Source organism: Myxococcaceae bacterium JPH2 (genome assembly GCA_016458225.1).
Classification (GTDB): domain Bacteria; phylum Myxococcota; class Myxococcia; order Myxococcales; family Myxococcaceae; genus Citreicoccus.
In genome coordinates this window covers 294,440-319,951 of record JAEMGR010000003.1, presented here as the reverse complement: position 1 = coordinate 319,951, position 25,512 = coordinate 294,440, and the positions used below count along the sequence as shown (strand labels likewise).

20 protein-coding genes are annotated in these 25,512 nt (G+C 69.5%); 10 read left to right on the top strand and 10 right to left on the bottom strand.

Annotation, left to right across the window (positions count from 1 at the left end):
• Positions 1-37: 37 nt before the first annotated feature.
• Positions 38-499: an FKBP-type peptidyl-prolyl cis-trans isomerase gene (locus JGU66_05970; protein ID MBJ6760301.1), complete on the bottom strand. Its 462-nt coding sequence runs from the start codon at positions 497-499 to the stop codon at positions 38-40.
• A gap of 182 nt (positions 500-681) precedes the next feature.
• Between JGU66_05970 and JGU66_05965 the strand changes: the two genes are divergently transcribed.
• Positions 682-1,902, top strand: coding sequence for an MFS transporter (locus tag JGU66_05965; GenBank protein MBJ6760300.1), 1,221 nt, complete (start codon positions 682-684; stop codon positions 1,900-1,902).
• 1 nt (position 1,903) lies between these two features.
• On the opposite strand, the gene JGU66_05960 is transcribed toward JGU66_05965, so the two are convergent.
• The 3 genes from JGU66_05960 to JGU66_05950 form a co-directional block, all read right to left on the bottom strand.
• Entirely contained in the window at positions 1,904-2,341 is a 438-nt protein-coding gene (locus JGU66_05960) for a GNAT family N-acetyltransferase (GenBank protein MBJ6760299.1), read from the bottom strand.
• Positions 2,341-5,259 (bottom strand): TonB-dependent receptor, encoded by a 2,919-nt coding sequence (locus JGU66_05955; GenBank protein MBJ6760298.1) that lies wholly within the window; start codon positions 5,257-5,259, stop codon positions 2,341-2,343. Before JGU66_05955 ends, JGU66_05960 begins: the two co-directional genes overlap by 1 nt.
• Before the next feature lie 137 nt (positions 5,260-5,396).
• Positions 5,397-5,840: an HIT family protein gene (locus JGU66_05950; protein MBJ6760297.1), complete on the bottom strand. Its 444-nt coding sequence runs from the start codon at positions 5,838-5,840 to the stop codon at positions 5,397-5,399.
• Positions 5,841-5,945: 105 nt separating this feature from the next.
• Between JGU66_05950 and JGU66_05945 the strand changes: the two genes are divergently transcribed.
• From JGU66_05945 to JGU66_05920, 6 genes are all read left to right on the top strand, one after another.
• Positions 5,946-7,598 carry a carboxypeptidase regulatory-like domain-containing protein gene (locus JGU66_05945; GenBank protein MBJ6760296.1) on the top strand — a complete coding sequence of 551 codons (1,653 nt, stop codon included), beginning with the start codon at positions 5,946-5,948 and terminating at the stop codon, positions 7,596-7,598.
• A gap of 209 nt (positions 7,599-7,807) precedes the next feature.
• Entirely contained in the window at positions 7,808-8,272 is a 465-nt protein-coding gene (locus tag JGU66_05940; protein ID MBJ6760295.1) for a response regulator, read from the top strand.
• Positions 8,273-8,401: 129 nt separating this feature from the next.
• Positions 8,402-12,214 carry an SUMF1/EgtB/PvdO family nonheme iron enzyme gene (locus JGU66_05935; GenBank protein ID MBJ6760294.1) on the top strand — a complete coding sequence of 1,271 codons (3,813 nt, stop codon included), beginning with the start codon at positions 8,402-8,404 and terminating at the stop codon, positions 12,212-12,214.
• Between the two features lie 221 nt (positions 12,215-12,435).
• Positions 12,436-13,377, top strand: coding sequence for a hypothetical protein (locus JGU66_05930; GenBank protein MBJ6760293.1), 942 nt, complete (start codon positions 12,436-12,438; stop codon positions 13,375-13,377).
• Positions 13,378-13,552: 175 nt separating this feature from the next.
• On the top strand, positions 13,553-14,716 hold the full coding sequence (locus JGU66_05925) for an efflux RND transporter periplasmic adaptor subunit (GenBank protein ID MBJ6760292.1): 1,164 nt from the start codon (positions 13,553-13,555) through the stop codon (positions 14,714-14,716).
• A gap of 31 nt (positions 14,717-14,747) precedes the next feature.
• Positions 14,748-17,930 (top strand): efflux RND transporter permease subunit, encoded by a 3,183-nt coding sequence (locus tag JGU66_05920; GenBank protein ID MBJ6760291.1) that lies wholly within the window; start codon positions 14,748-14,750, stop codon positions 17,928-17,930.
• Here the strand turns inward: JGU66_05920 and JGU66_05915 are convergent.
• Both JGU66_05915 and JGU66_05910 read right to left on the bottom strand, forming a co-directional pair.
• Positions 17,854-18,381 (bottom strand): type II secretion system protein GspG, encoded by a 528-nt coding sequence (locus tag JGU66_05915; GenBank protein MBJ6760290.1) that lies wholly within the window; start codon positions 18,379-18,381, stop codon positions 17,854-17,856. The two genes, JGU66_05920 and JGU66_05915, sit on opposite strands and share 77 nt — an antisense overlap.
• A 52-nt stretch (positions 18,382-18,433) precedes the next feature.
• Positions 18,434-18,925, bottom strand: a complete 492-nt coding sequence (locus JGU66_05910; GenBank protein ID MBJ6760289.1) for a type II secretion system protein GspG — start codon at positions 18,923-18,925, stop codon at positions 18,434-18,436.
• A 338-nt stretch (positions 18,926-19,263) separates the two neighbouring features.
• Between JGU66_05910 and JGU66_05905 the strand changes: the two genes are divergently transcribed.
• From JGU66_05905 to JGU66_05895, 3 genes are all read left to right on the top strand, one after another.
• Positions 19,264-19,455, top strand: coding sequence for a hypothetical protein (locus tag JGU66_05905; GenBank protein MBJ6760288.1), 192 nt, complete (start codon positions 19,264-19,266; stop codon positions 19,453-19,455).
• A gap of 112 nt (positions 19,456-19,567) precedes the next feature.
• Positions 19,568-21,472: a 4-alpha-glucanotransferase gene (locus tag JGU66_05900; GenBank protein MBJ6760287.1), complete on the top strand. Its 1,905-nt coding sequence runs from the start codon at positions 19,568-19,570 to the stop codon at positions 21,470-21,472.
• 142 nt (positions 21,473-21,614) lie between these two features.
• Complete coding sequence (locus JGU66_05895; GenBank protein MBJ6760286.1) at positions 21,615-22,058, top strand: hypothetical protein; 444 nt, start codon at positions 21,615-21,617, stop codon at positions 22,056-22,058.
• Here the strand turns inward: JGU66_05895 and JGU66_05890 are convergent.
• The 4 genes from JGU66_05890 to JGU66_05875 all read right to left on the bottom strand — a co-directional run bounded on the left by JGU66_05890 (position 22,029) and on the right by JGU66_05875 (position 25,420).
• Positions 22,029-22,724: a hypothetical protein gene (locus JGU66_05890; GenBank protein MBJ6760285.1), complete on the bottom strand. Its 696-nt coding sequence runs from the start codon at positions 22,722-22,724 to the stop codon at positions 22,029-22,031. The genes JGU66_05895 and JGU66_05890 overlap by 30 nt on opposite strands.
• Before the next feature lie 74 nt (positions 22,725-22,798).
• Entirely contained in the window at positions 22,799-23,776 is a 978-nt protein-coding gene (locus JGU66_05885; GenBank protein ID MBJ6760284.1) for a metallophosphoesterase, read from the bottom strand.
• Between the two features lie 273 nt (positions 23,777-24,049).
• The gene (locus JGU66_05880) at positions 24,050-24,334 is read right to left on the bottom strand and encodes an antibiotic biosynthesis monooxygenase (GenBank protein MBJ6760283.1); all 285 of its coding nucleotides are present in this window, start codon (positions 24,332-24,334) and stop codon (positions 24,050-24,052) included.
• 57 nt (positions 24,335-24,391) lie between these two features.
• Positions 24,392-25,420 (bottom strand): alpha/beta hydrolase, encoded by a 1,029-nt coding sequence (locus JGU66_05875; GenBank protein ID MBJ6760282.1) that lies wholly within the window; start codon positions 25,418-25,420, stop codon positions 24,392-24,394.
• Between the last annotated feature and the right edge of the window lie 92 nt (positions 25,421-25,512).

Here is a 25,512-nt window from a genome sequence, read left to right as displayed (position 1 = left end):
GTGCTCCTACTCCAGGTCCGGGCCTGGATTCATCCGTCTAGATGACGTTCACCAGCTCCACGTCGAAGACGAGCACCGAGTCGGGCGGGATGATGCCCCCCGCGCCGTCGCCGCCGTAGCCCAGCTCGGAGGGAATCACGAGCCGCCGCTTGCCGCCCACGTGCATGCCGGCGACGCCCTCGTCCCAACCGTCGATGACCTGGCGGCGCCCGAGCGTGAACGAGAAGGGCTTGTCCGACGCGGTGTTCTGATCGAACCGCCGGCCATCGGGCAGCCAACCCGTGTAGTGGACCTGCACGACCTTGCCCTTCACGGCCTCGGTGCCGGTGCCCGTCTCCAGGTCCTGGATGTAGAGCCCGCTCTCCTGGCGCGACATGGCGGTGAGGTCCACGCCCAGCTCCGCCGCGTACGTCACCTTCGTGGGGTCACCCGAGTCGGCGCTGGAGCCGCAGCCGGGCAGGGCGAGGAGGAACGCACAGAGGGTCAGGGCTCGGAGCATCGGGCGGGGCCTCTTCATGAGGGGGCAGAGGAAAGGGTCGGGCGAGAGCCTGCCTGCGCGAGGCGCACCACGCAAAGGGGCATTCGCTGCTTGCTCGGACAGACGGGGGTGGTTCGAGGGCTCCACGCGCCACTCTTGCTTGAAGCGCTCCCACGCGCGGCTTATCCGTGCGCGGCCTCTCCATGTCCACGACACCTTCAGATTCCTCTTCGGTCGCGTCCGCGGGCATGCGCCGCTCGCTCGTGTGGCTCATGGCCGCCGCCTCGGGCGCGACCGCCGCGAACCTCTATTACAACCAGCCCCTGCTCGGTGACATCGGTCGGGACCTGGCGGCGTCGGGCAGCGCGCTCGGGCTCATCCCCACGATGACGCAGGTGGGGTACGCCATTGGGATGCTCTTCATCGTCCCGCTCGGGGACAGCCATGAGCGGCGGCGGATCATCCTCATCATGTGCGGACTGGTCAGCCTGGCGTTGGTGAGCGCGGCGCTGGCGCCCAGTCTGGCGTGGATGGTGTTGGCCAGCTTCCTCGTGGGCGCCACCACGGTGATTCCGCAGCTGCTGGTGCCCTTCGCGGCGCACCTGGCCTTGCCCGCCGAGCGCGGACGCGTGGTGGGCACGGTGATGAGCGGCTTGCTCATCGGCATCCTGTTGTCGCGCACGGCGGCCGGCTTCGTGGGCACGCACCTGGGCTGGCGCGCGATGTTCTGGATGGCCGCGGCGCTGATGGTGGCGCTCGCCGCGCTGCTGCGCCTGACGCTGCCCGCGCAGCCACCCGCGGCGGCCATGCCCTATCCTGAGTTGATGCGCTCGCTGGGGCACCTGGCGCGCACCGAGCCCGCGCTGCGACTGCACTCGCTGTTGGGCGCGGTGACGTTCGGTGCGTTCGGCGCGTTCTGGGCCACGCTGGCCCTGTACCTCCAGAGCCTCCCGCAGCACTACGACGCGCAGGTGGCGGGGCTCTTCGGCGTGGTGGGCATGGTGGGCGCAATCATGGCGCCCGTGGTGGGGCGGTACTCGGACCAGGGCGGGGGAGACCGGCGCATCAACGCGCTGTCCATTGGCGTGCTGGGGCTGTCCTTCGTCGTGATGTGGGCGATGGGCCACTCGCTGTGGGGCATCGGGCTGGGCGTGGTGCTGCTGGACCTGGGGGCGCAGGGCAACCACCTGTCCAACCAGATGCGCGTGTATGCGCTCCAGCCCGCGGCGCGCAGCCGGCTCAACACGCTCTACATGGTGTCGTACTTCGCGGGAGGCGCCAGCGGTGCGTGGCTGGGCACCACGGCCTGGGCGCGCTTCGGCTGGGGCGGCGTGTGCGCGGTGGGCATCGCCCTGTCGGTGGTGGGCCTGCTCGCGCTGTTGCGAGGGCGAGGGAGCGTGGCTCGCCCCGTGCCCTCGACGTGAGTCACGGCGCGAGCGTCTTGTTCATGTGACGGTGGGGAATGCCCACGTCGATGAAGGGCTCGCCGGACACGGCGTAGCCCAGGCGCTCGTAGAAGGGGACGACCTGGGCGCGCGCGTGCAGGTGCACGTGCGTGAAGCCTCGCTCGCGCAGGCCCGCCTCCAGCGTGCGCACCAGCCGGGCGCCCAGTCCCTGCCCCTGGAGCCGCGGCGCCACCGCCATCTGGAACAAGCGCCCGCCGTGCGCGTCCTCGGGGTGGAAGAGGACGCAGCCCAGCACCTCGCCGCCCTCGTGCGCGATGAGGTGCAGGCTCTGCGCCTCGAAGGGGAACACCACCTGCTCGCGCGTGTGGCCCAGGGGCTCGCGCAGCACGCGGAAGCGCAGGTCCAGCTCGCGGGCGTACAGAGGGTGGTCGAGGTGGATGAAGTCGAGCGCGGACATCAGAAGGTTCCGGTGAGCTGCAAGTTGAAGGTGCGGCCGTACTGGGGCACCGGCGCGGCGGCGAAGTTCGCGCCCACGGGCACGGTGTATTGGGAGTCCAGCAGGTTGTTCACGCCGGCGAAGTAGCGCAGGCGGCCGTAGTCGCCGGACACGCCGAAGCCGATGAGCAGCGCCTCGCCGCTGGCGGCGCCGCCGGGGCCGCTGTGGCGGGCACTCGCGTAGGTGGCCTGCGTGGCCACGCGCAGGTCGCCCTCTCCCACGGGCATCAGCAGCCGGCCCGAGGCGAGGTGCGAGGGCGTGGCGGCGGCCACGTCCTCCGACGTATGCCGGAGCGTGACGTAGGAGTAGCTCAGGTCCACGAGCAGCCAGCGGCCCGGCTGCCAGTGCAGGCCGGCTTCCGCGCCCCAGGCGAGCGTGGTGCCGTCGCCGTTGACGTTGACGAGGCACTGCGAGCTGCCCACGGGCGAGCCGCAGCGGGCCGGCTCCGTGCTCTCCTTGAGCGTGGCGATGAGGCTGGAGATGCGGTTGTGGTAGCCGGCCACCGTCACGCGCAGCTCGCGCGTGAGGTCGTGCGAGTGCTCAATCTCAAAGGTGGTGATGGTCTCGGGCTTGAGGTTGTCCGCCGGACGCTGGGTGACGAAGTTGTCCTGGAAGTACAGCTCGTAATAGTTCGGGGCGCGGAAGGCGCGACCGAGCACCAGCTTGGTGAGGCCCCCGTCGTAGGGCCGCCCGATGACGGCGAGCCGGGGCGTGAGCGGCACGGTGTCCAGGTCCAGGTACTTGTCCACGCGCAGGCCCACCGAGAGCGAGAGGCGCGGATGCAGGCGCCACTCGTCCAGCAGGTAGAGCGACAGGAGCGTGCGCTGCTTCGTCTCCAGCGCCGCGCTGCCCGCGGGCCCGATGCTCTTCTGGTCCACGCGGAGCTGGGCCTGTCCTTCCATGCCCACCGCGAGGTGATTGCCCTCGAACAGGCTCAAGCCCAGGCGGGCCTCGCCGGTGAGCCAGTCCGCGGCGCCGGCCTCGGTGTTGGGCTCGGAGTTGCCGTTGGCGTCCTGGGTGTAGACGAAGTAGCCGTGATAGCGGCTGAAGTCGGCGGCTCCGCGCAGGGACAAGGTGATGCGCTCGGACAGGGAGCGCTCGTAGCGGGCCTCGGTGAAGGCGCGGAGGTCTTCCACGCGCGTGCCCGGGACGCCCACCAGCGAGTCATAGGGGCCGGTGGGCACGTTCTTCGAACGGGCGTGCAGATGCGCCACCAGGGACAGGTTGCCCAGGCGTGCGCGCAAGGAGCCGGTGGCGGCCTTCTCGCCATCCAGGCCGGAGACGAGGTTGTCCTTTCCTTCACCCAGCCGCGTGGTGTCCGCGCCCACGGACTTCATCCCCGCGAGGCTGAAGAGCACCGAGCGGTCGTCGCCCTCCCACGCGGCGGTGGCGTGCACGCGCGTGACGCCCAGGGCGCCCACCGCGCCGGTGAGCTCCAGGTTGCGGTCCGGGCCGAGCGACTCGCGCGGCACCACGTTGATGACGGCGAAGAAGGCGCCGGTGCCGTACAGCGCGCTGCCCGGGCCGCGCACGACTTCGATGCGCTCCACCTCGTCCAGGTCCACGCTCAGGTCGTGCGCCGCGTAGCCCTGGCCTGCCCACACGTCGTTCATCGAGTGGCCATCCCAGAGGATGAGCACGCGCGTGTTGAGGTCTCCTGGCGGAGAGAAGCCGCGCACGCCCAGGTACGTGTACGTGCGGTCGTCGGTGAGGAAGATGCCGCGCACGCCGGCCAGGGCGTCCGCGAGCGTGTGCCAGCCGAACGCGCGCAGCTCCTCCTGGGTGAGCACGGTGGTGGAGGCGGGGGCCTCGTCCACGGACAGCAGGCTCTTGGATGCGGCGCGCACGGGCGGCGGCTCGTAGTGCAGGTCGGCGTGGACCTTGAGTTCCTGGTCCGGCACCACGGTGACCTTCTGCTTCAGGGGCCGCACGTCGCGGCTCTCCACCTCGAGCACATGCTCACCCTCGGGCAGGGTGACGACGGCGGGAGTGAAGCCCGCGGGCTTGCCGTCCACGCGCACCGAGGCGCCGTCGCGCGTGGCGGTGACGACGACGCGGCCCGTGGGACGCGACTGGACGTTGAGGGCCACCGCGAGCGTGGCGGTGCCATCCGCGGGCACGTCCACCACGTACTGGCCCGGCGCATGACCGGGCGCGCGCAGGTACAGCACGCGCTGCCCAGGCTGCAGTCGCAGCTTGCCCGGGACGCGGGCCAGCACGGGGCCATTGGGCGAGTCGCGCACCTCCGCGCCCTCGGGCGAGCCGGTCAGCTCCACGCCGCCGGTGATGAGGCTCAAGTCGAACTCGAGCGGGACTTCACGGCCGCGCGCCACGGTGACGGTGGACTCGGTGGGGCGGTAGCCCTCCTTCTTCACCATCACCTTGTGGCGACCGGGCGCCAGCGCGAGCGTCTGCGGCGAGCGGCCCCGGCTGCCCAGGTCCGTGCGGTCCACGAAGACGTCCGCGCCCTTGGGGCTGGTGGTGACCTTCACCAGGGCGACCTTGGGGCGCAGCCGCTCCAGCGAGCGCGCGACCTCCGAGGCGTCCTCGTCCGGCAGGCTCTCACCCAGCAGGTCGTTGTAGTAGCGGTACGCCTCGTTGAACTTCCCCAGCGCCTCGAAGCAGCGGGCGATGTTGAAGAGCACGTTGCGGTTGGGCACCAGGCGGTAGCTGTTGAAGTACGAGCGCAGCGCCTCGGTGTAGCTGCCTCGGGAGTAGGCCTCGTTGCCCAGCTCGAAGGCGATATCCGCCTCGTCCGCCGTGTTGTCCGCGAGCGCGGGGACGGAGGCGGTGAGAAACACGAAGAGCAGCCACGGAGCCAGACGGGACGATGACATGGGGCGCGAGCCATTCTTCCCTCTCCGCTCGGCCCGGTCCATGTTCGGTCCAGGTTGCCAGTCTGGTGCCCGACCTGAAGCGTAGGCACGGCGAGAGGGCGAAATCCAAGGTGGGGCGGCCCGCGACCGAAGCGTGGACGGGGCCGCACTGACAGCGAAGCCGTGCGGAGCTGCGTGCTTCAGCGCGCGAGCGCGGCGGCCAGCGTGCGGGCGGCGGCCTCGAGTTCCTCCACGGCGAGGTGATCGCCCGGGAGCGCGTCAAAGGCGGCGCGTCCCCACAGCCGCTGGGGCGTGTCCGCGTAGCGGGGGACGAGGTGCAGGTGGAAGTGCCGCAGCACATCGCCGATGGCGAAGGCATAGACGTGCTCCGCGCCGAGCACCGCGCGCTGGGCGCGCATCACCTTCGCGGTGAGCGGCCCCAGTTCTCGCGCGACGTCATCCTCCAAGTCATACCAACCCCGCACATGGCGCTCACTGGAGAGGACCACCCAGCCAGGGACGGGGCTGGGGCCGGCCACGCCATGGAGGACCCATCCCGGGGCCCGCGCGAGGACCCCACCCACGGGGTGGGTGGTACCGCTGACGATGGCGCAGCCCAGGCACGGCGAATTGACGTCCGACATGAGGCGACATGCTACCACCCATGACGCGTGCTCGGGTGGGTGTCTTGACGCGGCAGGGCCGGGTCGGAGAGTGTCCGCCATTGCGCCCTTGGGGGAAGCCCGGGCGTGAAAATTCAAGCAAACAAGGCGGGGACGATGAAGAAGCATCTGGTGATGGCCGTGGTGCCGCTGCTGGCGATCGGGTGTGGCAAGGATCCAACGGACGCGAACGGTGACGGTGTCGCCGATGGCATCCACGACCCGAACAACGTCTCGGTGGTTGCTCCGGCCACGCCGAAGGGCACCGTTTCCGGGCAGGTGCTCGACAGCCGCTATGCGCCGCTGGATGGCGTGACGGTGTCGATGACGATTGGCAGCTCGGCGCAGGCGAAGACGGCGGCGACGGACTCGACGGGCAACTTCGTGTTCGCGGACGTGCCGGGCGGTGCCCAGGTCCTCCTGACGTTCACGCGCAATGGCTTCGCGCCCCTGCGCACCTCCGCGACGGTTCCGTCGACGGCCGGCAACGTGCCGCTCAACAACGGCAACGCGAACATCGGCGCCGTGATCCTCGGCTCGTCGGACAGCTCGGTGAAGTTCGGCCTCATCGGTCCGAACGGCCGCCCGGCGGCGCAGGCGAAGGCCACCCTGTCCATCGACACGGCGGGCCGCATCGTCTCCAGCAACGCCGGCGGCGCCAACAGCACCGTCGTCGTCGAGTCCGAGTCTGGCGCGGATGGCATCGTCACCTTCGACAAGGTTCCGTCTCCCAATGAGATGGATCGCCTGGGCAGCTCCTATCGCCTGGTCGTCAACGCGACGGACTCCAACGGCGACGGCCTCATCGACACGGGCGGCATCGTGCGGAACTTCTCCGGCGCGGACATCGCGACGGGTTCCTATGGCTACGTCCACCCGCTGGAGCTGCCGTACGCGTACGACCCGAACCAGGGTCTGGCGATCAGCTACTCCTCGCTCCGGTCGTTCTCGGGCGGCTCGTACCGTCCCCAGTTCAACCTGGTGAAGCCGGGTGACTCGCTCTACTTCTCCTTCAACCAGCCCATCCAGCCCGCCTCGCTCGTCGTGCAGATGACGGACGAGTACGGCCGCGAGCTGCTGTCGGTGAACAAGGCCCTGTCCATGGGCAACACGGTGCTCACCGTGACCCCGGCGCAGAGCATCGCGGTGGGCCAGGAGTACCAGCTCTACATCCGCGCGTCCTCGCTCTCCGGCAGCAACTCCGTCACGCAGACGCACTCGTTCTACGGCGGTGATGTCTCCACGCCGCCGAACAACGTGGCCATCGTCAGCGCGAACTACGAGGAGGTCGCGGGCGGCACCAACGGCCTGCTGGATCCGGGCGAGCCCATCTACGTGACCTTCAACCAGGTCATGACGCTCGAGTCGGGCGTCGCGTCCGAGGTCTTCTTCAACGCGGACTTCAACGCCAGCAACAAGGTGGGCGACGCGCCGGGCGAGCTGGGCTTCAGCCAGGGCTTCCCGATCTTCCCGGCCGAGCCGAGCGCTCCCATCCAGACCAAGACCCCCGCCGAGACGCCGGTCTTCCCGCTCCCGGCCACGGGCTACACCACGCGGTTCGCGTTCACGTATGGCGGCAAGCAGCTCAACCCGTCGCTGCTCTTCCCGACGGCCACCATCAAGTTCAAGCGCGTGAGCCCGCAGTCGTCCGTGTACCTCACGGCGTGGGGCATCCAGCAGCAGACGGACCTCACGTTCGCCACCATCACCGCGCTGCCCATCCCGACGCCGGCCCCGTAGTTCTTTCGGCTCGCGACGCAGCCTGAAGTCCGGCGCCCTCGTGGAGATGTCTCCACGGGGGCGCTGTCTTTTGCGGCCTCGGTCGTTGGATTTCGGACACGGGATGACTCCGCCGTGCCTCTCACACAGAAGCGCGGAGCGTGGGCACGTTGGGCGGCGCGTGAATAGATTCAGCGCCGCCTTTTCCCCACATGCGAGGCCCTCGCTCCATGAAGAACACGGCCATGACCGCTCCGGGAGTTCCCCTGGGTGAGGACGCTTCCTCTTCGGCGAGCGCGCGAAAGCGAATCCTCGTGGTGGATGACTTCGACGACGCCCGCGAGATGTATGCCGAGTACCTCGAGTTCGTGGGCTTCGAGGTCGACACCGCTCGCAACGGGGTGGAGGCGGTGGAGAAGGCTCAAGAGGGTGAGCCAGACATCATCCTGATGGACCTGTCGCTGCCAGTGATGGATGGCTGGGAGGCCACGCGGCGCATCAAGCAGGACGCGCGCACGCGAGACATCCCGGTGATGGCGCTCACGGGCCACGTGCTGGCGGGCAACGCGGAGAACGCGCTGGGCGCGGGCGCGGACGAGTTCGTGGCCAAGCCCTGCCTGCCGCAGGACCTGGAGAACAAGATTCGAGACATGCTCAAGCCGAGCAAGGCCAAGGGGCGCTTCACTCCCGAGTGAGCCCGGAGTGAGCCCCGGAACACCGCGACTGCCGGCCAGCGGACAACGCCGGCGGATGTGCCCTCGCGCGCCTCGCTTCCTCCCATGGTCGGGTTGCTCCTCTCGGGGCAGATGTATAGGCCACCCCGTGTGGGCCCACCCGCCGCCAGCTCCTCGTCCGACACGTGGACTCCTCCCAAGGAGTTCGATGAGTACCGTCTGGTGCGGCCCATTGGTCGGGGGCGGACCGGTCGGGTGTATCTGGCTCAAGACACGCTGCTCGAGCGCCCCGTCGCGGTGAAGTTCATCCCCGCGCTGGGCACCAACGCGCTGTCTCGTTTTCTCGTGGAGGCGCGGGCCGCGGCGCGCATCCAGCACCCCAACGTGGTGACGCTGTATCGCGTGGGCCAGCTGGAGAATCAGCCCTACCTCGTGTCCGAGTTCATCCGGGGCGTCAGCTTGGATCAGCTCCCTCGGCCCGTTCCCTGGGAGCGCGCGCTGGCCATGGGACGGGACCTCGCGCGAGGGCTCGGAGCCGCGCATCACCGAGGCGTGCTCCACCGCGACATCAAGCCCGGCAACGCGGTGCTCACCGAGGGCGGCGAGGTGAAGCTGCTCGACTTCGGGCTCGCCAAGTTGCTGGACCACGCGGCGGTGCCGGATGAGCCGAAGCGGCCCGCGGGCTTCGGCGCACAGGGCCTGCCGCTGGACCTGGCCAGCGAGCCGGGCGCGATGCTGGGGGCCCGCTCGCTGGGAGGATTGTTCCTGCCCTCGCTCCCGCGCGGCGCGCTGGTGGGCACGCCCTATTACATGTCTCCGGAGGCGTGGGCCGGTGACGAGCTGACGGCGCGCAGTGACGTGTACTCGCTGGGCATCGTGCTGTACGAGCTGTGCGCGGGCGTGGGGCCCTTTCGCGACGTGCCGTGGCGCGAGCTGTCCGAGGTCGTGCGCTCCCGCGAGGTGCGCCCCCTGGCCGAAGCGGCTCCGAGTGTGGACGCGTCGTTCGCCGCCGCGGTCGACCGGTGTCTGCGCCGCAACCCCGCCGAGCGCTTCGCCTCCGCCACGCAACTGCTCGATGCGCTCGAGTTGCTGGCCCGCGAGGACGCGACCGTCGAGGTGCCCGAGGGCAATCCCTATCGCGGGCTCCAGGCCTTCGAGGCCGAGCACCGGGCCCTCTTCTTCGGCCGGCGCCGAGAGCAGCGCGCGGTGCTGGAGCGGCTGAAGGCCGAGACGTTCCTGCTCATCACAGGCGACTCGGGCGTGGGCAAGTCCTCGCTGTGTCTCGCGGGAATCCTCCCGGCCGTGGCGGATGGCGCGCTGGAAGATGGACGGCGGTGGCATGTCGCGCGACTCGTGCCCGGCCGGCGGCCCGTGGCGGCGCTCGCCGCGGCCGTGGCGCCGTTGCTCCAGTTGCAGGATGAGGCGCTGGCCGAGGCGATGCACATCGACCCAAGCTCGCTGGTGCGTTGGCTGCGCGTGCGGCTCGGCGCGGCCGAGGGGCTGGTGCTCTATGTGGATCAGCTGGAGGAGCTGATCACCCTGGCCTCGCCCGAGGAGGCGCACCTCGCGGGCTCGGCGCTGGGCGCGTTGGTGGAGGGACCGAGTGGGCTGCGCGTGCTCGCCACGGGGCGCAGTGATTTTCTGACGCGGCTGACGTCGGTGCCGGGCTTGGGCTCGGAGGTGCCGCGCGCGCTGTACCTCCTGCGCGCCTTGTCGCCCGAGGAGACGCGCGAGGCCATCGTCGGTCCGGCGCGCGTGAAGGGGGTTCGATTCGAGTCGGAGGCGCTGGTCGATGCGCTGGTGGCCTCCTCTGCGGCCGATGGCGGACTGCCACTGCTCCAGTTCGCGCTCGCGGAGCTGTGGGATGCGCGCGACGGCGCAGCGGGCGTCATGACCCAGGCCGCGCTGGACTCGATGGGCGGCGTGGCGGGGGCGCTGGCGCGGCACGCGGACGAAGCCGTGGCGCTCCTGTTGCCCGAGCGTCGCGCGGCGGCCCGGGGTGTGCTGTTGCGGCTGGTGACCGCGGATGGGACGCGCGCGCGCAAGACGGACCGGGAGTTGGTGGGAAATGATCCGCGCTACCGCGCCGCGCTGGAGGCCCTGGTCCAAGCACGGCTGTTGGTGGCGCGCGAGGCGGAGGAGGGCACGGCCTACGAGGTGGCGCACGAAGCGCTCCTCACGGGTTGGGGAACCTTGGCCCGGTGGTTGGCGGACGCGGGTGAGCGGCGCGAGGTGCAGGCTCGGTTGGAGGCGGCCGCCGCGCAGTGGGAGCGGTTGGGGCTCGCGCGCGAGTCGCTGTGGGGACCTCGCCAGCTCGCTGAAGCGGCGGTGTTGGACAACAGCGAGCTGACGCGCCGTGAGCGCGACTTCCTGGAGGAGTCGCGTCGCACCATGGTGCGCAGCCGACGGGTGCGGCAGGTGCTGGCGGTGGGGTTCCTGCTCTCCCTCGCGCTCCTCTATGGCGGGCTCCAGCTTCGTGAGCGCTGGCGGCTGGATGCGCGCGTGCGCCATGAGCTCACCGAGGCCGCGCGCTCCGATGAAGAGGTCCGCAACGAACAGGAGGCCCTGGAGGTCGAGCGCCTCGAGGCATTTCACCTCTATGACACCGGAAAGAAGGCGGAGGCGGATCAGGCGTGGACACGGGCCTCGGCGCGCGCGTTGCGGCTGCATCGTCGCTTCGACGCGGTGGCGGACCGATTGGAGCGTGCGTTGGCGTTGGCGCCCACGCGCTCGGATGTGCGCGCGGCGCTGGCGGACTTTCTCTTGGAGCGCGCGCTGTGGGCCGAGGTCGAGGGGGAGCCCGGCGGACTGCCCGCGCTGCTGCAGCGCCTGCGCCTCTACGACACGAGCGGGGATCGATGGCGCCGATGGACCGCGCCCGCGCGCCTCGCGCTGGAGGGGATGACACCGAACGCCACCGTGGAGCTGAGGCCTGTGTCTCGCGATGCCCAGGGCCGCGAGGTGCTCGGTCCGCCGATGCCCGTGGGCGTGGGCCCGTGGCGCGAGGTCCCCGTTCCGCCAGGGAGCTATCAGCTCACCGTTCGTGCGCCCGGCCATGAGGACGCGGTGCAGCCCGTGTTGTTGCAGCGCGGAGAGTCGCGGCGACTCATGGTGCCCATGTTGCGCGCGGGCGCGCTGCCTCACGGGTTCACCTATGTCCCGCCCGGCGAGGTGCGCTTCGGCAGCGCCGCCGAGGCGAGCGTGCGCGAGTTCTTCAACACCGTGCCTCAGCATCGCGTGGAGGTCCCAGGCTTCCTGGTGGCGCGGAACGAGACCACCTTCGCGGAGTGGCTGGAGTACCTGGAGGCGCTGCCCGCAGCGGAGCGCGCGCGGCGCCGCCCGCACGTAGGCAGCGGAGGCTACGTCGGACTGCTCACGCTGGAGCCCGAGAAGGGCACCTGGCGTCTGCGCTTCCAGCCCGGGGATACGCCATACACCGCGCGCATGGGTGAGCCGCTGCGTTACGCGAAGCGCGAGCGTCGCGCCGAGCAGGACTGGCTGCGCTTCCCGGTGAGTGGCATCACGTTCGCGGACGCGCAGGCGTATGCGTCGTGGCTCGCGACCACGGGCCGCGTGCCGGGTGCGCGGCTGTGCACGGAGCTGGAGTGGGAGCGCGCCGCGCGCGGTGTCGATGGGCGCGAGTTCCCGCATGGAGATCGCCTGGAGCCCGACGAGGCCAACGTCGACACGACGTACGGCAAGGAGCCCGGGGGCTTCGGTCCAGACGAAGTGGGCAGTCACGCGGCGTCGCGCAGCCCGTTCGGCGCGGATGACATGGCGGGCAACGTCTGGGAATGGACCCGCTCGTGGTTGGAGCCCGGGCGTCCCGTGGCGCGAGGTGGCAGCTTCTCGTTCGCATCGACCTCCGCGCGCTCCAGCAACCGCGAGCTGCCCGAGCCCTCGCTGCGCGACGTGGCGTTGGGGCTGCGCGTCTGCGCGGATCCGCCGCCGTCCTCTCCCTGATCCACGCTCCCCGCGCAGGTCTCTCGGCGCGCCGGGCTGTCCGGGCGTGCCAGACGATTGACGTGTGACGGACATCGCAACCGTACTGGGGATTGCTCGCACCTTGCTCCGCGGACCTCGGCTGCAAACCTTGGAGGTCGCAGGACGCAAGACGGAGGAGTGGCGTCGGGAGGTGTACCGTGAGCGCGAGCAAGGTGCTGGGAGCGGTAGCCGTTGCCGGAATGCTGTGGGGGTGCGGGAGCGAGTGGGGGCCGCCGGTGCCCCTGGCGACGTCCTCGCAAGGGTCGGAGCTGGCGACGCCGAACGGCCGCAATCTCAACGGCCGCAACCTGAATGGGCGCAACCTCAACGGCACGGACTTGAGCGGCATGCTCATCGCCGTGGACTACGCGAACGCGCGGCAAGGACCCACGCTGCGCCCGCTCGACTCGGTGCGCCTGGTGGGCTCCGGCTTCGTGGGGAACATCGGCACGCACGTGCTGTCGGGTGCGGACTTCGTGGGCGTGCGCTTCAAGGGCAGATTGGGGGAGGGTGGCGCGGTGGAGTTGCGCGTGGACGATGCCGACCCAGGCGCTGGCGTCGAGCACGACGTGTGGTCCTATGCGGTGTCCTTCCTCGACAAGGATGGACAGTGGCGCTCCATCTGCCGGGGCCCGAACGACGAGCCGCTGCGCGCCATCGCCGTGGCGGGACGCTGGGACTACCGGCAAGGTGTCCCCGGCGCGGGCGGCGCGAAGCTGGACGACCCCTCGGCGTTCACCTTCGCGTGCGAGGGCGCGGCCATCGCGAAGTGCATTCACTTTGGTTACAAGCCGTGGACGCTGAGGCCGGACGGTCGGAGCCTGGCGGCGCACCATCAAGCCTGCACGCGCATGGTGCGCGCGGACTTCTGCGGCGATGGTGACTCGCACACCCAAGATGGGCAGTGGGTGAACGTGTACGACGCCATCGGCGTGCAGCAGGACACCGAGCCGTGGGTCCCTGAAGCGGAGTGGGACGTGACTGGCTCGCGCTGCTTCACCGCCGTCACGCGCGCGCACACAGAAGTGAGCTGCCCGGGACGGACGAATCGCCCGGACTGCGGCGTGTCGGCCCATTTCCAAACGGGCACGCTCCTCATGAGCGAGTCGCCATTGGGTGCCATTCCTACCGCCACCCCGTGACGCAAGGCCGAGGGCCGGCACCGCGATGTCTGCCCTTGGACGGCCTGGGCGCGCGCTTCGTTCGCTGGCGAAGCGCGCGCGGGCCCTCCAGTGGGCGCGCCAGGACTCGGTGATTACCCCGCCGGTGGCACCTCCAGGTGGAGCAGCGGTGGCTGAGAGCGCGAGGAGACACGCCATGGGTGGGCGGTGGGCATGGAGCGGTGGGCTGTCGGTGCTCGCGATGCTGTCGACGGGCTGCCACGCCCGCTCCAGCGAAGTGGAGCCGGCGACTCCTGCCGCGGTGACCCTGGGGCCGGAGAACGTGGTGAAAGTGCAGCCGGCCGAGCTGCGCAGCGGTCCAGTCCTCTCTGGCACGCTGCAAGCGCCGAGGGCCGCGAACATGCGCGCGGAGGTGGGTGGCCGCGTCCTGAACGTGAAGGCGGAGCCCGGTCAGCCGGTGCGCAAGGACGAGCCCCTCGCGAGCATCGACGAGGGGACGCTGCGAGCCCAGGTGCTCGCGGCCCGTTCCTCGCTGCGCGTGGCGGACAACGCGCTGCGCGTGGCGCAATCGGATGAGGCGCGCAACGCGAGGCTGGCGAAGGCGGGCGTCATCACCCAGCGCGACTTCGAGCGCGCGCAGCTCGCTCGGACGCAGGCAGAGGGACAGTTGGCGGATGCACGCTCGCGTCTGAAGCTGGCGGACGAGCAGCTCACGCGCACGCGCGTGGTCGCGCCGTTCGATGGCGTGATCAGCGAGCGCGCGGTGCACACAGGCGACATCGTCCAGGTGGGTTCGCCCCTCTTCACGGTGGTGGATCCGCGCTCGCTTCGGCTGGAGGCCGCTGTTCCCGCCGTGCAGCTCGCGCAGGTAAAGGCCGGCACACCCGTGGAGTTCCGTGTCACCGGCTACGGTGCGCGGACGTTTCGCGGACAGGTGGAGCACATCAACCCCGCGGTGGATCCCGCGACGGGACAGGTGCGCATCTACGTGGACGTCCCCAATGACTCGCGGGCGCTGCTTTCGGGGCTCTTCGCCCAGGGGCGCGTGGCGTCCATCGCGCGTCAGGGATTGGCCGTGCCGCTGGATGCGGTGGACCCGCGCAGCGATCCGCCTTCCGTGCTCCGCATCCACGACGGCAAGGTTGCCCGAGCCCCCGTGACGCTGGGCTTGCGTGACGAGGTGGCGCAAGCCGTGGAGGTGCGCTCCGGACTCGAGGACGGAGACCTCGTGTTGCTCGGCTCCGCGCGCGAGCTGGCCGAGGGGACCCCGGTGAAGGTGACGCCGTCCCCCGAACCTCGCGACTCAGGCCAAGGCGTGGGCGGGGCGGGACAAGGCTCGGCTCCGGAGCGCACCCCGTAGCTCGGGCCTTCATCTTCACGGGAGTCGCTCGGTGTTCATCTCGGACTTCGCCATCAAGCGTCCCATCGTCACCATCACCGTGATGGTGGCGTTGGTCGTCTTCGGAATCGTCGCGCTCCTCAACCTGGAGACGGACGAGTTCCCCGACATCCAGCAGCCGGTCATTGCCGTGTCCATCGTCTACCTGGGAGCCTCGCCCGACACGGTGGAACGAGAGATCGTCGAGCCCATCGAGGACGCCATCTTCAGCATCAGCGGCGTCGACGCGAAGAAGACGACCTCCAGCGCGACGGATGGCCTGGCCACCTTCACCGTCTTCTTCGACTTTTCGAAGGACGTGCAGCAGGCCTCGCAGGACATCCGCGATGCCATCTCCAGCAAACGGGCGGACCTGCCACAGGAGATGAAGGAGCCCATCCTCACGCGGTTCGACCCCTCGCAGCAGCCCATCCTGTCGCTGGTGCTGACGTCGCCTTCGCTCGATGTGCCCGCGCTGTCACGACTGGCGGATCCGCTGGTGGTGAGCGAGCTGCGCTCCGTGGCGGGCGTGGCCCAGGTGACGGTGGTGGGGGGACTGGACCGAGAGATGACGGTGCAGGTGCGTCCCGCCGCGCTTCAAGCCGCAGGCCTGTCCGTCGCGCAGATTGTCGCGGCGCTGCAAGCGCAAAACCTCGCCGCGCCAGTGGGGCGGCTCAACACGGAGCTGGAGGAGCGCACCATCCGTTTGCGAGGCCGCCTGGAGACACCGGAGGACTTCGCGCGCGTGGCCGTGGCCGAGCGCGGCGGGCGCATGGTGCGACTGGGGGAAGTGGCGGATGTCTTCGCCGGCACTGAGGAGCCACGCACCGAAGCCTTGTTCAACGGGGGCAAGGCGGTGGGCATCGACGTGCTGAAGTCCAAGGGCTACAGCACCACGGAGGTGGCGGACGCCGTGCGCGAGCGCGTGCGGGTGCTTCAGCAGCGGTTGCCCGAACAAGCGAGGCTGGAGGTGGTGCGAGACGCGGGCAAGCGCGTGCGCGCCGCGGTGGTGAACGTGCAGCAGGCGCTCGTGGAGGGCGCGCTGTTGACGGTGCTGGTGGTGTTCCTGTTCCTGAACTCGTGGCGCTCCACGGTCATCACGGGGCTGGCCCTGCCCGTGAGTGCGCTGGCGTCCTTCATCAGCGTCTGGGTGTTTGGCTTCACGCTCAACACCATGTCGCTGCTCGGGCTGACGCTGGCCATCGGCATCCTCATCGACGATGCCATCGTGGTGCGCGAGAACATCGTGCGCCACATTGAGATGGGGAAGGACCACTTCACCGCCTCGCGCGAGGGCACGCATGAAATCGGGCTCGCGGTGGCGGCCACCACGTTCTCCATCGTGGCGGTGTTCATCCCCGTGGCCTTCATGTCCGGAGTGGCGGGGCAGTGGTTCAAGCCGTTCGCGCTCACCATCGCGTGCTCGGTGCTGGTGTCGTTGTTCGTCAGCTTCTCGTTGGACCCGATGCTCAGCGCGTACTGGGCCGATCCCCAGACGGAGTCCGGCGCACGCAGAGGATTCATCTCCCGAGGGCTGGCGCACTTCAATCACTGGTTCGACCGACAGGCGGATCGCTACAAGGGCGTGATTGCGTGGGCGCTGGACCATCGGTTGGTGATGGTGCTGCTCGCGGTGGGTTCGCTCGTGGGCGCGGTGATGCTGCAGGCGACGATTGGCGGCGCGGGCTTCGTCCCGGTGAGTGACCGAGGCGAGCTGGAGGTGCTGGTGGAGACGCCGCCGGGCTCCAGCCTGGAGTACACGCGGCGCAAGGTAGATGAGGTGTCCCGCCGCATTCGTGCGCACTCCGAGGTGGCCTACACTTACTCGACCATCGGGACGCCGCTGCCGCTGCGCGCGCCGGGCGTGGATCAAGCGTTGGTGTACGTGCGGCTGAAGCCAAGGACCGAGCGCAAGCAGAACCAGGATGCATTGGGCCGCGTCTTCCGACGGGAGTTGCTCGAAGTGGGCGGGGCCACGGCTTCTGTCTTCACCAGCGGCTTTGGAGGCGCGCTGAAGTCCATCCAGTTGGAGTTGCGCGGCCCGGAGACACAGCCCCTCAACGCGCTGGCGGAGAAGGTGATGGCGGCGGTCCGCCAGGTTCCTGGCGCGGTGGACGTGGGCCTGTCCACGCGCGGCCAGAAGCCCGAGCTGGAGGTGGAGCTGAACCGAGGACTGGCGGGACAGCTCAACGTGACAGTGGGGCAGGTGGCGCAGTCTCTACAGCCGGCCTTCGCGGGGCTCGACTCGGGGGACTGGGTGGACCCTTCAGGCAAGACGCGAGACGTGATGGTGCGCCTGGCGCCCGAGTCGCGCACGCAGCCCTCGGATCTGGCACAGCTCCCGCTGGTGATTGGAGCGGGTCTCAACGGCGCGCCCATCGTGGTGCCGTTGGGACAGGTGGCGTCGGTGCGACAGACGCTGGGCCCGGCGCAAATCAATCACCTGAACCGAGAGAAGGTCATCAACGTCCAGGCGAACGTGCAGGGGCGCTCGCTCTCCGAGGTGACGCGAGACATCGAAGCGAGGCTCAAGGGCGTGACGATTCCCAAGGGCTACGTGATGTCGCTCGGCGGGGAGTCCGCGGACCAGCGCGAGGTGTTTGGCCGGGTGTTCCTGGCGCTGGGGGTGGCGGTGTTGCTGATGTACCTCATCCTCGTCGTCCAGTTCGGCTCGTTCGTGGATCCGCTGGCCATCCTGGTGTCGCTGCCGCTGTCGCTGATTGGTGTGGTGCTGGCCTTGTTGGTGACGGGCGACACGCTGAACATCATGAGCTTGATTGGCGTCATCCTGCTGATGGGCATCGTGGCGAAGAACGCCATCCTGCTCATCGACTTCGCCAAGTGGTCTCATGCGCGCGGGACGCCGTTGCGCGAGGCGCTCATCGAGGCGGGGCGCATCCGCCTGCGGCCCATCATCATGACGACGTTCGCGCTCATCGCGGGCATGGTGCCGGTGGCGCTGGGGCACGGCGAGGGCGGCGACTTTCGAGCACCGCTGGGCCGAGCGGTGATTGGAGGCGTCATCACCTCCACGCTGCTCACGCTGCTGGTGATTCCAACCGTCTACGAGATTCTCTCCGACGGTCGCGCGTGGCTGCTGAGTCGGCTGCGCCGCGTGTTCAATGCAGAGGGTGCGAGGCGGGAGCCTCATGGGGGAGGGGAGCCGCGTCCCGCGCCCCACTCGCGGCAGGAGTGACGCTCGCCGGAGTGCGACTGATGGGCTCGGCCTCGAGTGGGTCCATGTCGATGTCCGCGTCGACATCCTCACCACCCGGGGCTCCGTCCGCGCCAGTCGCCGTGACGTGTGGGCCCTTGTCGTCGAGTAAGTAGTCGTACTCACGGCCCCATGGGTCCGTGGGAATCCTGTCCAGATGCCGTGTTACCACCAGCGCTGGGATCCCTTCCTGGGTAGAGGGGAAGTGCCCCTGCTGCTCGTAATAGAGCTTCAGTGCCGTGCGGATGGCACACAGGTCCTTCATCGCTCGCTCGCTTTTGGGCGTTTCGCCCAGGTGCGGAAGGATTCCAGTAGTGCTGAGAATGAATAGCAGGACAACGAGTCCGCCGAACACGGCCAGGATGTTCCGGAGGAAGGACAGGAGGGAGCGCCAGGGCGAGCACGGTGGGCGAGAGGGATTGGAGATGGTCATGCGAGTTTCGCGAGTGGATGTGCGTGACCGCTGAGTCGGCTGCGCCGCGTGTTCAATGCGGAGGATGTGAGGCGGGAGCCACGGGGTGGGTGGGAGTCGCGTCCCGCACCCCACTCGCGGCAGGAGTGATGCTCACCTGGGGTTCGCAGAGCAGCTCGGTGTCGAACCGCGCCATGGTGAACTCCGCGTTTTCTCCGTCACCACCGGGCACTCCGTCCGCCCCGTTCGTCCAGACGCGCGGGCCCTCGTCATCGAGCACGTAGTGGTACTCGCGGTGCCACGGGTCCGTCGGAATCTTCTCCAGGTTCTGGGTCGCCACCAGGGCTGAGAGGCCTTCCTGGGTGGATGGGAAGTGCCGCTGCTGCCTGTAATAGAGCTTCAGCGCTGAGCGAATGGCGCGCAGGTCCATTACCGCTGAGTCCTCGGGGAGTTCGTCGTACGAGGGGACGACTGCGACGGTGATGAGGAGCAGCACGAACAGCCCCACCAAGGTGAGTCCAATGTTGCGGGCGATGCGGGCGAAGGACTGCGTCGGAGTGGCCATGACTCGCGCCCATTTCAAGGCGTGTGCCGCAACGCTTCTCCCTCTTGGGTTCGCTTGAATTGACGCGCGCATCTCCGCCGCGAGCGCAATCCCGTCCAAGCACGACAGTGGTCACGGACAATTTGTCGCGATGCGCGTGGCTTGTCGACGCACGCGCCTGTCAGTCGTTTCCAGTCCAGGCGTCGGCCCGTCTTTCCTTCGGACGACGGAGTCGAAACATGGGCTGGGCGACTGAGGCAGTGCAGGCGTTGTCACGCGGGACGCGCGTGGAGGTGAGGCCCCGAGGTGGGTCCATGCGAGGTCGCATCGAGGACAATCAGCGCGTGACGCTGAGCCCGGTGGATCCGCGAGAAGTTCAGGTCGACGACATCGTGCTGGTGCGGTGGAAGGGCGGAGTCCTCCTGCACCTCGTCAAGCAAGCCACGGAGGAGCAACTGCTCATCGGCAACAACGTGGGCCGCATCAATGGCTGGGTGCCTCGTCGAGACGTCATCGGCCGCGTCGTGCGCGTCCATCCCCTCGCGGCGTGATGTGCTCGCGGTCGCGCAGTGTCGCTGCTGAACGTCCGCGCGCCTGAGCGGTTGGCGTGAGCGCGCCGGGGTTCTAGGGTCGGTGCTCCCTGGAGACGCAGCCCTGGCCCCGTTGCCCAAAGACCATCGCGAGGTTGTCACCGAGGCCCTGGCGGCGCTGGGCGTCACGCGCTGGGTGCTCAGCATCCAGGACCCCAGCTTCCCGGGCCTCCCAGGGCAGGACCTGGGCCGTGGCTCGCCGTACTCGGAGGGCGCGGCGCGCCTGTTCTCCTTCGCGCGCGACCTGGGTTTCACGGGCGTCCAGCTCGGCCCCCAAGGGCAGACCACCGAGTACAACGCGTCGCCGTACGACGGCACGCTGTTCTCTCGCAACGTGCTCAACGTCGCGCTCGCGCCACTCACCGATGCGCACGGCCCTTGGGGAAGACTGCTCTCGCCGGACACGCTGGCCCGACTCGTCTCCGAGCGTCCCTTCACCTCGCGCCCGGACGTCCGCTACGCCTTCGCGTTTCGTGCCCAGCTCGCCGCGCTCGACGAAGCGTGGGCCACCTTCCAGCGAGAACAGCCCACCGAGCTGTCGCGAGCCTTCGCTTCGTTCCAACAGGACAACGCCTCCTGGCTCACGCCGGACTCGCTCTTCGATGTGCTCGGCGCCGAGCGCGGCGACCCGGACTGGCGACACTGGGAACCGTCGCTCGACGCGCGCCTGTTCAGTCCTCGTCTCGAAGAGGCTGACGCCGCCGAGTCGCGCGTGCGCGAGCTGGAGACACGGCACGCTTCCGCCCTGGACCGCTACGCCTTCTTCCAGTTCCTGGTGCACGCGCAGCACGCGCACCTTCGCGAGCGCGCGGTAGTTTGGGGGCTGAAGCTCTACGGTGACCTCCAGATTGGCTTCTCGCCGCGGGACGCGTGGGCGTGGCAGGGGCTGTTCCTGCGCACGGACCTCATGGGCGCGCCGCCCAGTCGCACGAATCCGGAGGGACAGCCCTGGAACTATCCCGTGATGGATCCCGCGCACTACTTCGAAGCCGATGCGCGCCAACCTGGGCCCGTGCTGCGCTTCATGGACGCGCGGCTGGGAAAGATGCTGGGCGAGTACGATGGCCTGCGCATCGACCATCCTCATGGGCTTGTGTGCCCGTGGGTGTACCGCGCGGGTGAGCCCGATGCGCTGCGCGCGGTGCAGCAGGGCGCGCGCCTCTTCTCCTCGCCGGACCTGCCGGACCATCCCGAGCTGGCTCGCTATGCCATCGTCGGGCCGGAGCAACTGGATCGCACGCAATCCCGGCACGCGGATGGTTGGGTGCGCTCCCTCACGCCCGAGCAGCTGGAGCGCTACAGCATCCTCTTCGACGCGGTGGTGCGGACCGCAGAGCGCCAGGGCCGCGCGAAGGAGGACCTCTTGTGCGAGGTGCTCAGCACGATGCCCTATGAGCTGGGGCGCGTACTCGCGCGCCACGGCCTGGGCCGCTTCCGCGTGACGCAGAAGGCGGACCTCGACAACCCCTCGGATGTGTACCGCAGTGAGAACGCGGCGCCGGACGACTGGGTGATGGTGGGGAATCACGACACCCCATCCCTGTGGCGCTGGGTGGGGACATGGCAGTGGCGTGGCACCGCGCGTGCGCAGGCCGAGTACCTGTCCCAGCGCCTGCATCCCGAGCCCGAGGGACGTGAGGACTTCGCGAGGCGCCTCGCGGAGGACCCCGCGGAGCTGGCGCAGGCGAAGTTCGCGGACCTCTTCGCCTGCCGCGCGCGCAACGTGATGGTCTTCTTCGCTGACTTGCTCGGGATGCAGGAGACCTACAACGTGCCGGGAACCGTGGACGCGCGGAACTGGTCCCTGCGCGTGCCCGAGGACTGGGAGCTGCGCTATCGCGAGCGCCTGCGCGTGGGCGCGGCCCTGGACCTGCCACGTGTGCTGGCACTGGCCCTGCGCGCACGGGGCCCCGAGTCACGCACCCGTCACGCCGCGCTCCTGCGCCGACTGGACCAGTTGTCCCGCGCGGGGGAGTAGGGCGCGACCCGCGACGTGCGGGCTCCTGTCTCGCGCGACCCACCTGCCCGCGAGGGAGCCCGTCTTCCGTGGGGCGCCGATATCTTCTATCTAGAGAACAGTTCGAGCGCCGTTGGCCTTCGAGATGGAGCTGAGCCTCGCCGTGACGACCCCTCGTGAGTGGGCATTCGGGACGCACCGCGCGACCTTCGAGGCGCCGGACCTGCTCGTCTTTCGCTTCGTCGGGCCCTCGCGGCTGGAGGACTCGAAGCGGGTGTTGGAGATCTGCGAGGAGCTGAGCGCGCGACAGCCGCTCTACGTCATCTCCGACGTGGCGAACTCGACGCTTGAGCGAGAGGCGCGCGACCACCTCGTCCACCACGCGAGCGAGGCGTGGTTCAAGGGGCACGTCTACGTGGGCACGGGCCCGGTCGAGCGCGCGGGCGCCAAGGCGCTGATGCTCGCCCTCTATCTGCTGGGCCGGTGGCGCGTGCCGCTCGAGTTCGCTGACTCGCAAGCCGAGGCGCGCGAACTCATCGCGCGCCAGCGGGCCCGAGACAACGCCGTGCGCCCAGCCTCAGTGCTTCACGTCCACCACGATGCGTGACGGGTCCTTCAGCTCCAGCACGCGGTAGGTCGTGGGCCGCGCGGTGCCGAGCAGCCACGTCACCTCGGCCTCGAAGTCACAGGTGCGGACCAGCTCGCGCACCATGGGCAGCGCGGGCTTCAGCGTCCGCTCGCTCACGGTGGCCTTGCCCTCGGACGTATGCGCGCGCGCGGGGATGAAGCGCACCTCCAGCGGGCCCTGTCCCTCCACCTTCACCGCATCGCCCGAGCCGCACTGCACCGCGGGCTCCTTCGCGTAAGCCACCTGATAGCCAGGCAGCTGCGAGCCCTCGAACTCGAACACCACGCGGTCGTAGTCCTCGTGGGGACCCGTGCGCACCGAGACGAGCGTGGCCTGGGGCTGCTCGCGGCGCTTCACCTCGGTGGGACTGGAGGTCCACGCGGGAGCGGAGGAGTCGGCGGCGGGAGCGTTCTCGTCCGAGCCCGGAGGCGTCGTCGGCGCGTGGGGGAGCACGCTGCCCGAGGCGACGTGGACGGGTGGACGGGCCTCGGCTTCGCCTTCGCGAGGGATGGTGCCAACGGGCGGCGTTGGCGCGGGCACCACGGTGCGCTCGGGCGCGGGCTCATCCTTCTTGGAGCAGCCAACCGTCGCGAGCAACGCACTCACGAGCCACAGCGAACGCATCCCACGTCCAGACCGCCGCATCGCGTGTTCTCCCAACGGCCCTCCGGGTGAGGCCGGTGCCCTCCTCTCGCATAGGAGGGCACCTGGAGGCCAGCTCAAGACCGGAGCCTGCCCACTCCGGGTCGCGGTGCCGACGGTGTCTCGACGGAGGCTCCGGGTTGACCTCCGATGTGGGGCGCGCTGGCGGTGTCGTCGACGGAAGCCCGCGACGCGCGGAGCACGAACTGGGTGATCTCCGCCGGACTCCCCAGCCGCATCGGTGGCCCGGAGTGGCCCGTGCCATTGCTGACGTAGATCTGGGTGGCGCCAAAGCGACGCAGGCCCGAGAGCACCGGCTGGTTGAACCGGAGGAGCCAGCCGAGTGGCCAGAGCTGACCGCCGTGCGTGTGACCCGATAGTTGAAGATCGACACCGCGTCGCGATGCCTCGTGCACCGTCTTGGGCTGGTGCGCGAGCAACACCAGCGGTTGGCTCACCTCGCGACCCGACAGCGCGCGGTCAAGGTCCTCTCCAAAGCCCTCGGCGCGCCCAGCGGGGTCCGCGTCGTCGGTGCCCGCGAGTTGCAACACCGCGCCTCCACGCTCGAGCGCCACGCGCTCGTTCCGAAGCACGCGAACGCCGAGCGTCTCGAGGTGGGCACACCAGCGCGCAGGGCCCGCGTGATACTCGTGGTTGCCCGTCACGAAGAACGTGCCGAAGACCGTGCGGAGGCGTGAGAGCGGCTCCACGGCGCGCTCCAGTTGCTCGACAGGTGCATCGACGAGGTCTCCCGTCACCACCACCGCATCGGGCGCGAGCTGGTTCACCTGGGTGACCACTCGCTCCATGAAACGCCGACCCACGGTCGGGCCGAGGTGCACGTCGGAGAGCTGCACCAGGGTGAGCCCATCGAGCGCGGCGGGGAGTCTGTCCAACGTCAGCTCGACGCGGCGAACGCGCACGTGCCGACCTTCGAGCGCCGCCCACAGGCTGAGTGCCATGCTCGCGAGCACGACGCCCCCCGCGAGGGTTCCCCGGTCCAGTGCCGGCACGAGGACGCGAACCCCCTCGAACACGAGGGACAGTCCCGTCATGAGCAGCGAGACGCCCAGCCACGTGTACGCGGGCGTCACCCACCACGTCGATACACTCGGTGGCACGACGCGGCTGGTGATGACGGCGATGGGCACGCTCGCGCCCAACAGGCAGAGGCCGGTGGTCAGCGCGAGCTGCATCGGTGGCGACAGGCCCGTGGCGCGCACGAGCCGTTCCCAGAGATAGACGTGTTCGAGCCCGACGACGGCGGAGACCGCGGCCAGGATTCCCAAGAGCGAGCGCAGGCGTTCCATGGGTGGCTCCTCCTCGATTCAGCGCGGGAACTTGCCGCCGGCCGGCACGTCGTCGCCATACTGCGCGTCGCTCACCAGCGCGCCGACCTTCGCGGTGAAGGCGCGCGAGACCTCGCGGCTGAAGTTCTCGGCGTGCGCTTCCTTCGAGACCCAGCCCTCGGTGACGTGCACGACGTCGCGATGGGAGGCCGAGCGCGTCACGAGGAAGAAGACGCAGCTCGGGTTCGAGGCGGGCCCGCCGTCGCTCACCGCGCTCAACAGCAGCTCGGTCAGCGTGTCGCCCTGGCCCGGAAGGGCGTTCATCGTCGCGCGGAATCCATACGTGGCTTTCATGTTCATTCTCCCGTGTGGGTTGGTGGCTCAGCGGGCGAACGCGGCGAGGTCTCGCGCCACGTCGCGGCTCACGTCCGGGCACACCGCCGCGAAGAGCTCCGCGCCGTGCACCGTTCCAATGCTCTCCTTGCAACGCGCCGTGACGCCGCTCCGCGCGAGCAGGCGATAGAAGCGCACGCCTTCGTCGCGGAGCGGGTCGCACTCGTTGACGTAGAGGGTCGTCGGAGGGAGCCCCTTCACGTCGGCCTCGCTCGCGAAGGCCGGCCAGGCGAGCGGGTCGCGCTGCTCGAACGCCTCGATGCCGTAGGCCATGGCCCCACGGTTGTTGTGCAACTCGAGGAGGATGCCGTTGTTCTCCGTCGAGGAGGGGGTCTCGGCCGACGGCCAGCGGCCCGCGAGGTAGGGCGAGAGCGCGTAGAGCCCCTTGATGAGGCCGATGTCGCCGTCGCGGAGCAGCTTGAGCCCCGTGGCGAGCGTGAGGTTGCCGCCACCACTCTCGCCAGCGACGATGACGCGCGATGCGTCCACGTTCAGCTCGGCCGCGTGGGCGTGCACCCACTTCACGCCCGAGACGCAGTCGTTGAGGCCGGCGGGGAACGGGGCCACTTCGGCCGCGGACGAAGGGAGGAGCGCGTTGCGGAAGTCGATCATCGCGACGGCGACGCCCTGCGCGGCGATGAGCCGGCCCCACGCGCGGTAGAGCCCGTCGAACGCCGACCAGAACTGCATGGCCCCGCCGTGCAGGTAGCAGATGCACGGCACGGGCTCGTCCGAGTCCGGGCGGATGAAGAGGACCTTGACGGTGTTGCCGTCGGGCGCCGAGACGAACTGCTCGGTGCGGATGCGCAGCCCCTTCGAGGGGGCGACGTCTTCGCTGTCCATCATGTCGAACATCGCGGACTGCGCAGCGAACGCCATCTTCGCCGCCTCGCTCTGGAGCTCGGCGAGCATGACCTCGCGGCTGCTGACGTCACCCGGGTTGGGGGCGTCAGGCATGGCACCGAAGGCCGCCTTGAGGCGGGGATCGATGCGGGGGTCGAGGCTGATGCGGGACATGGGTATCTCCTTCGAGCGCCGCGTCATTGCAGCGTTGAAGGAAGGATAGGTTTCGAGAACAGGACTCTCTACGATGCGGAGTCCGTGTTTCA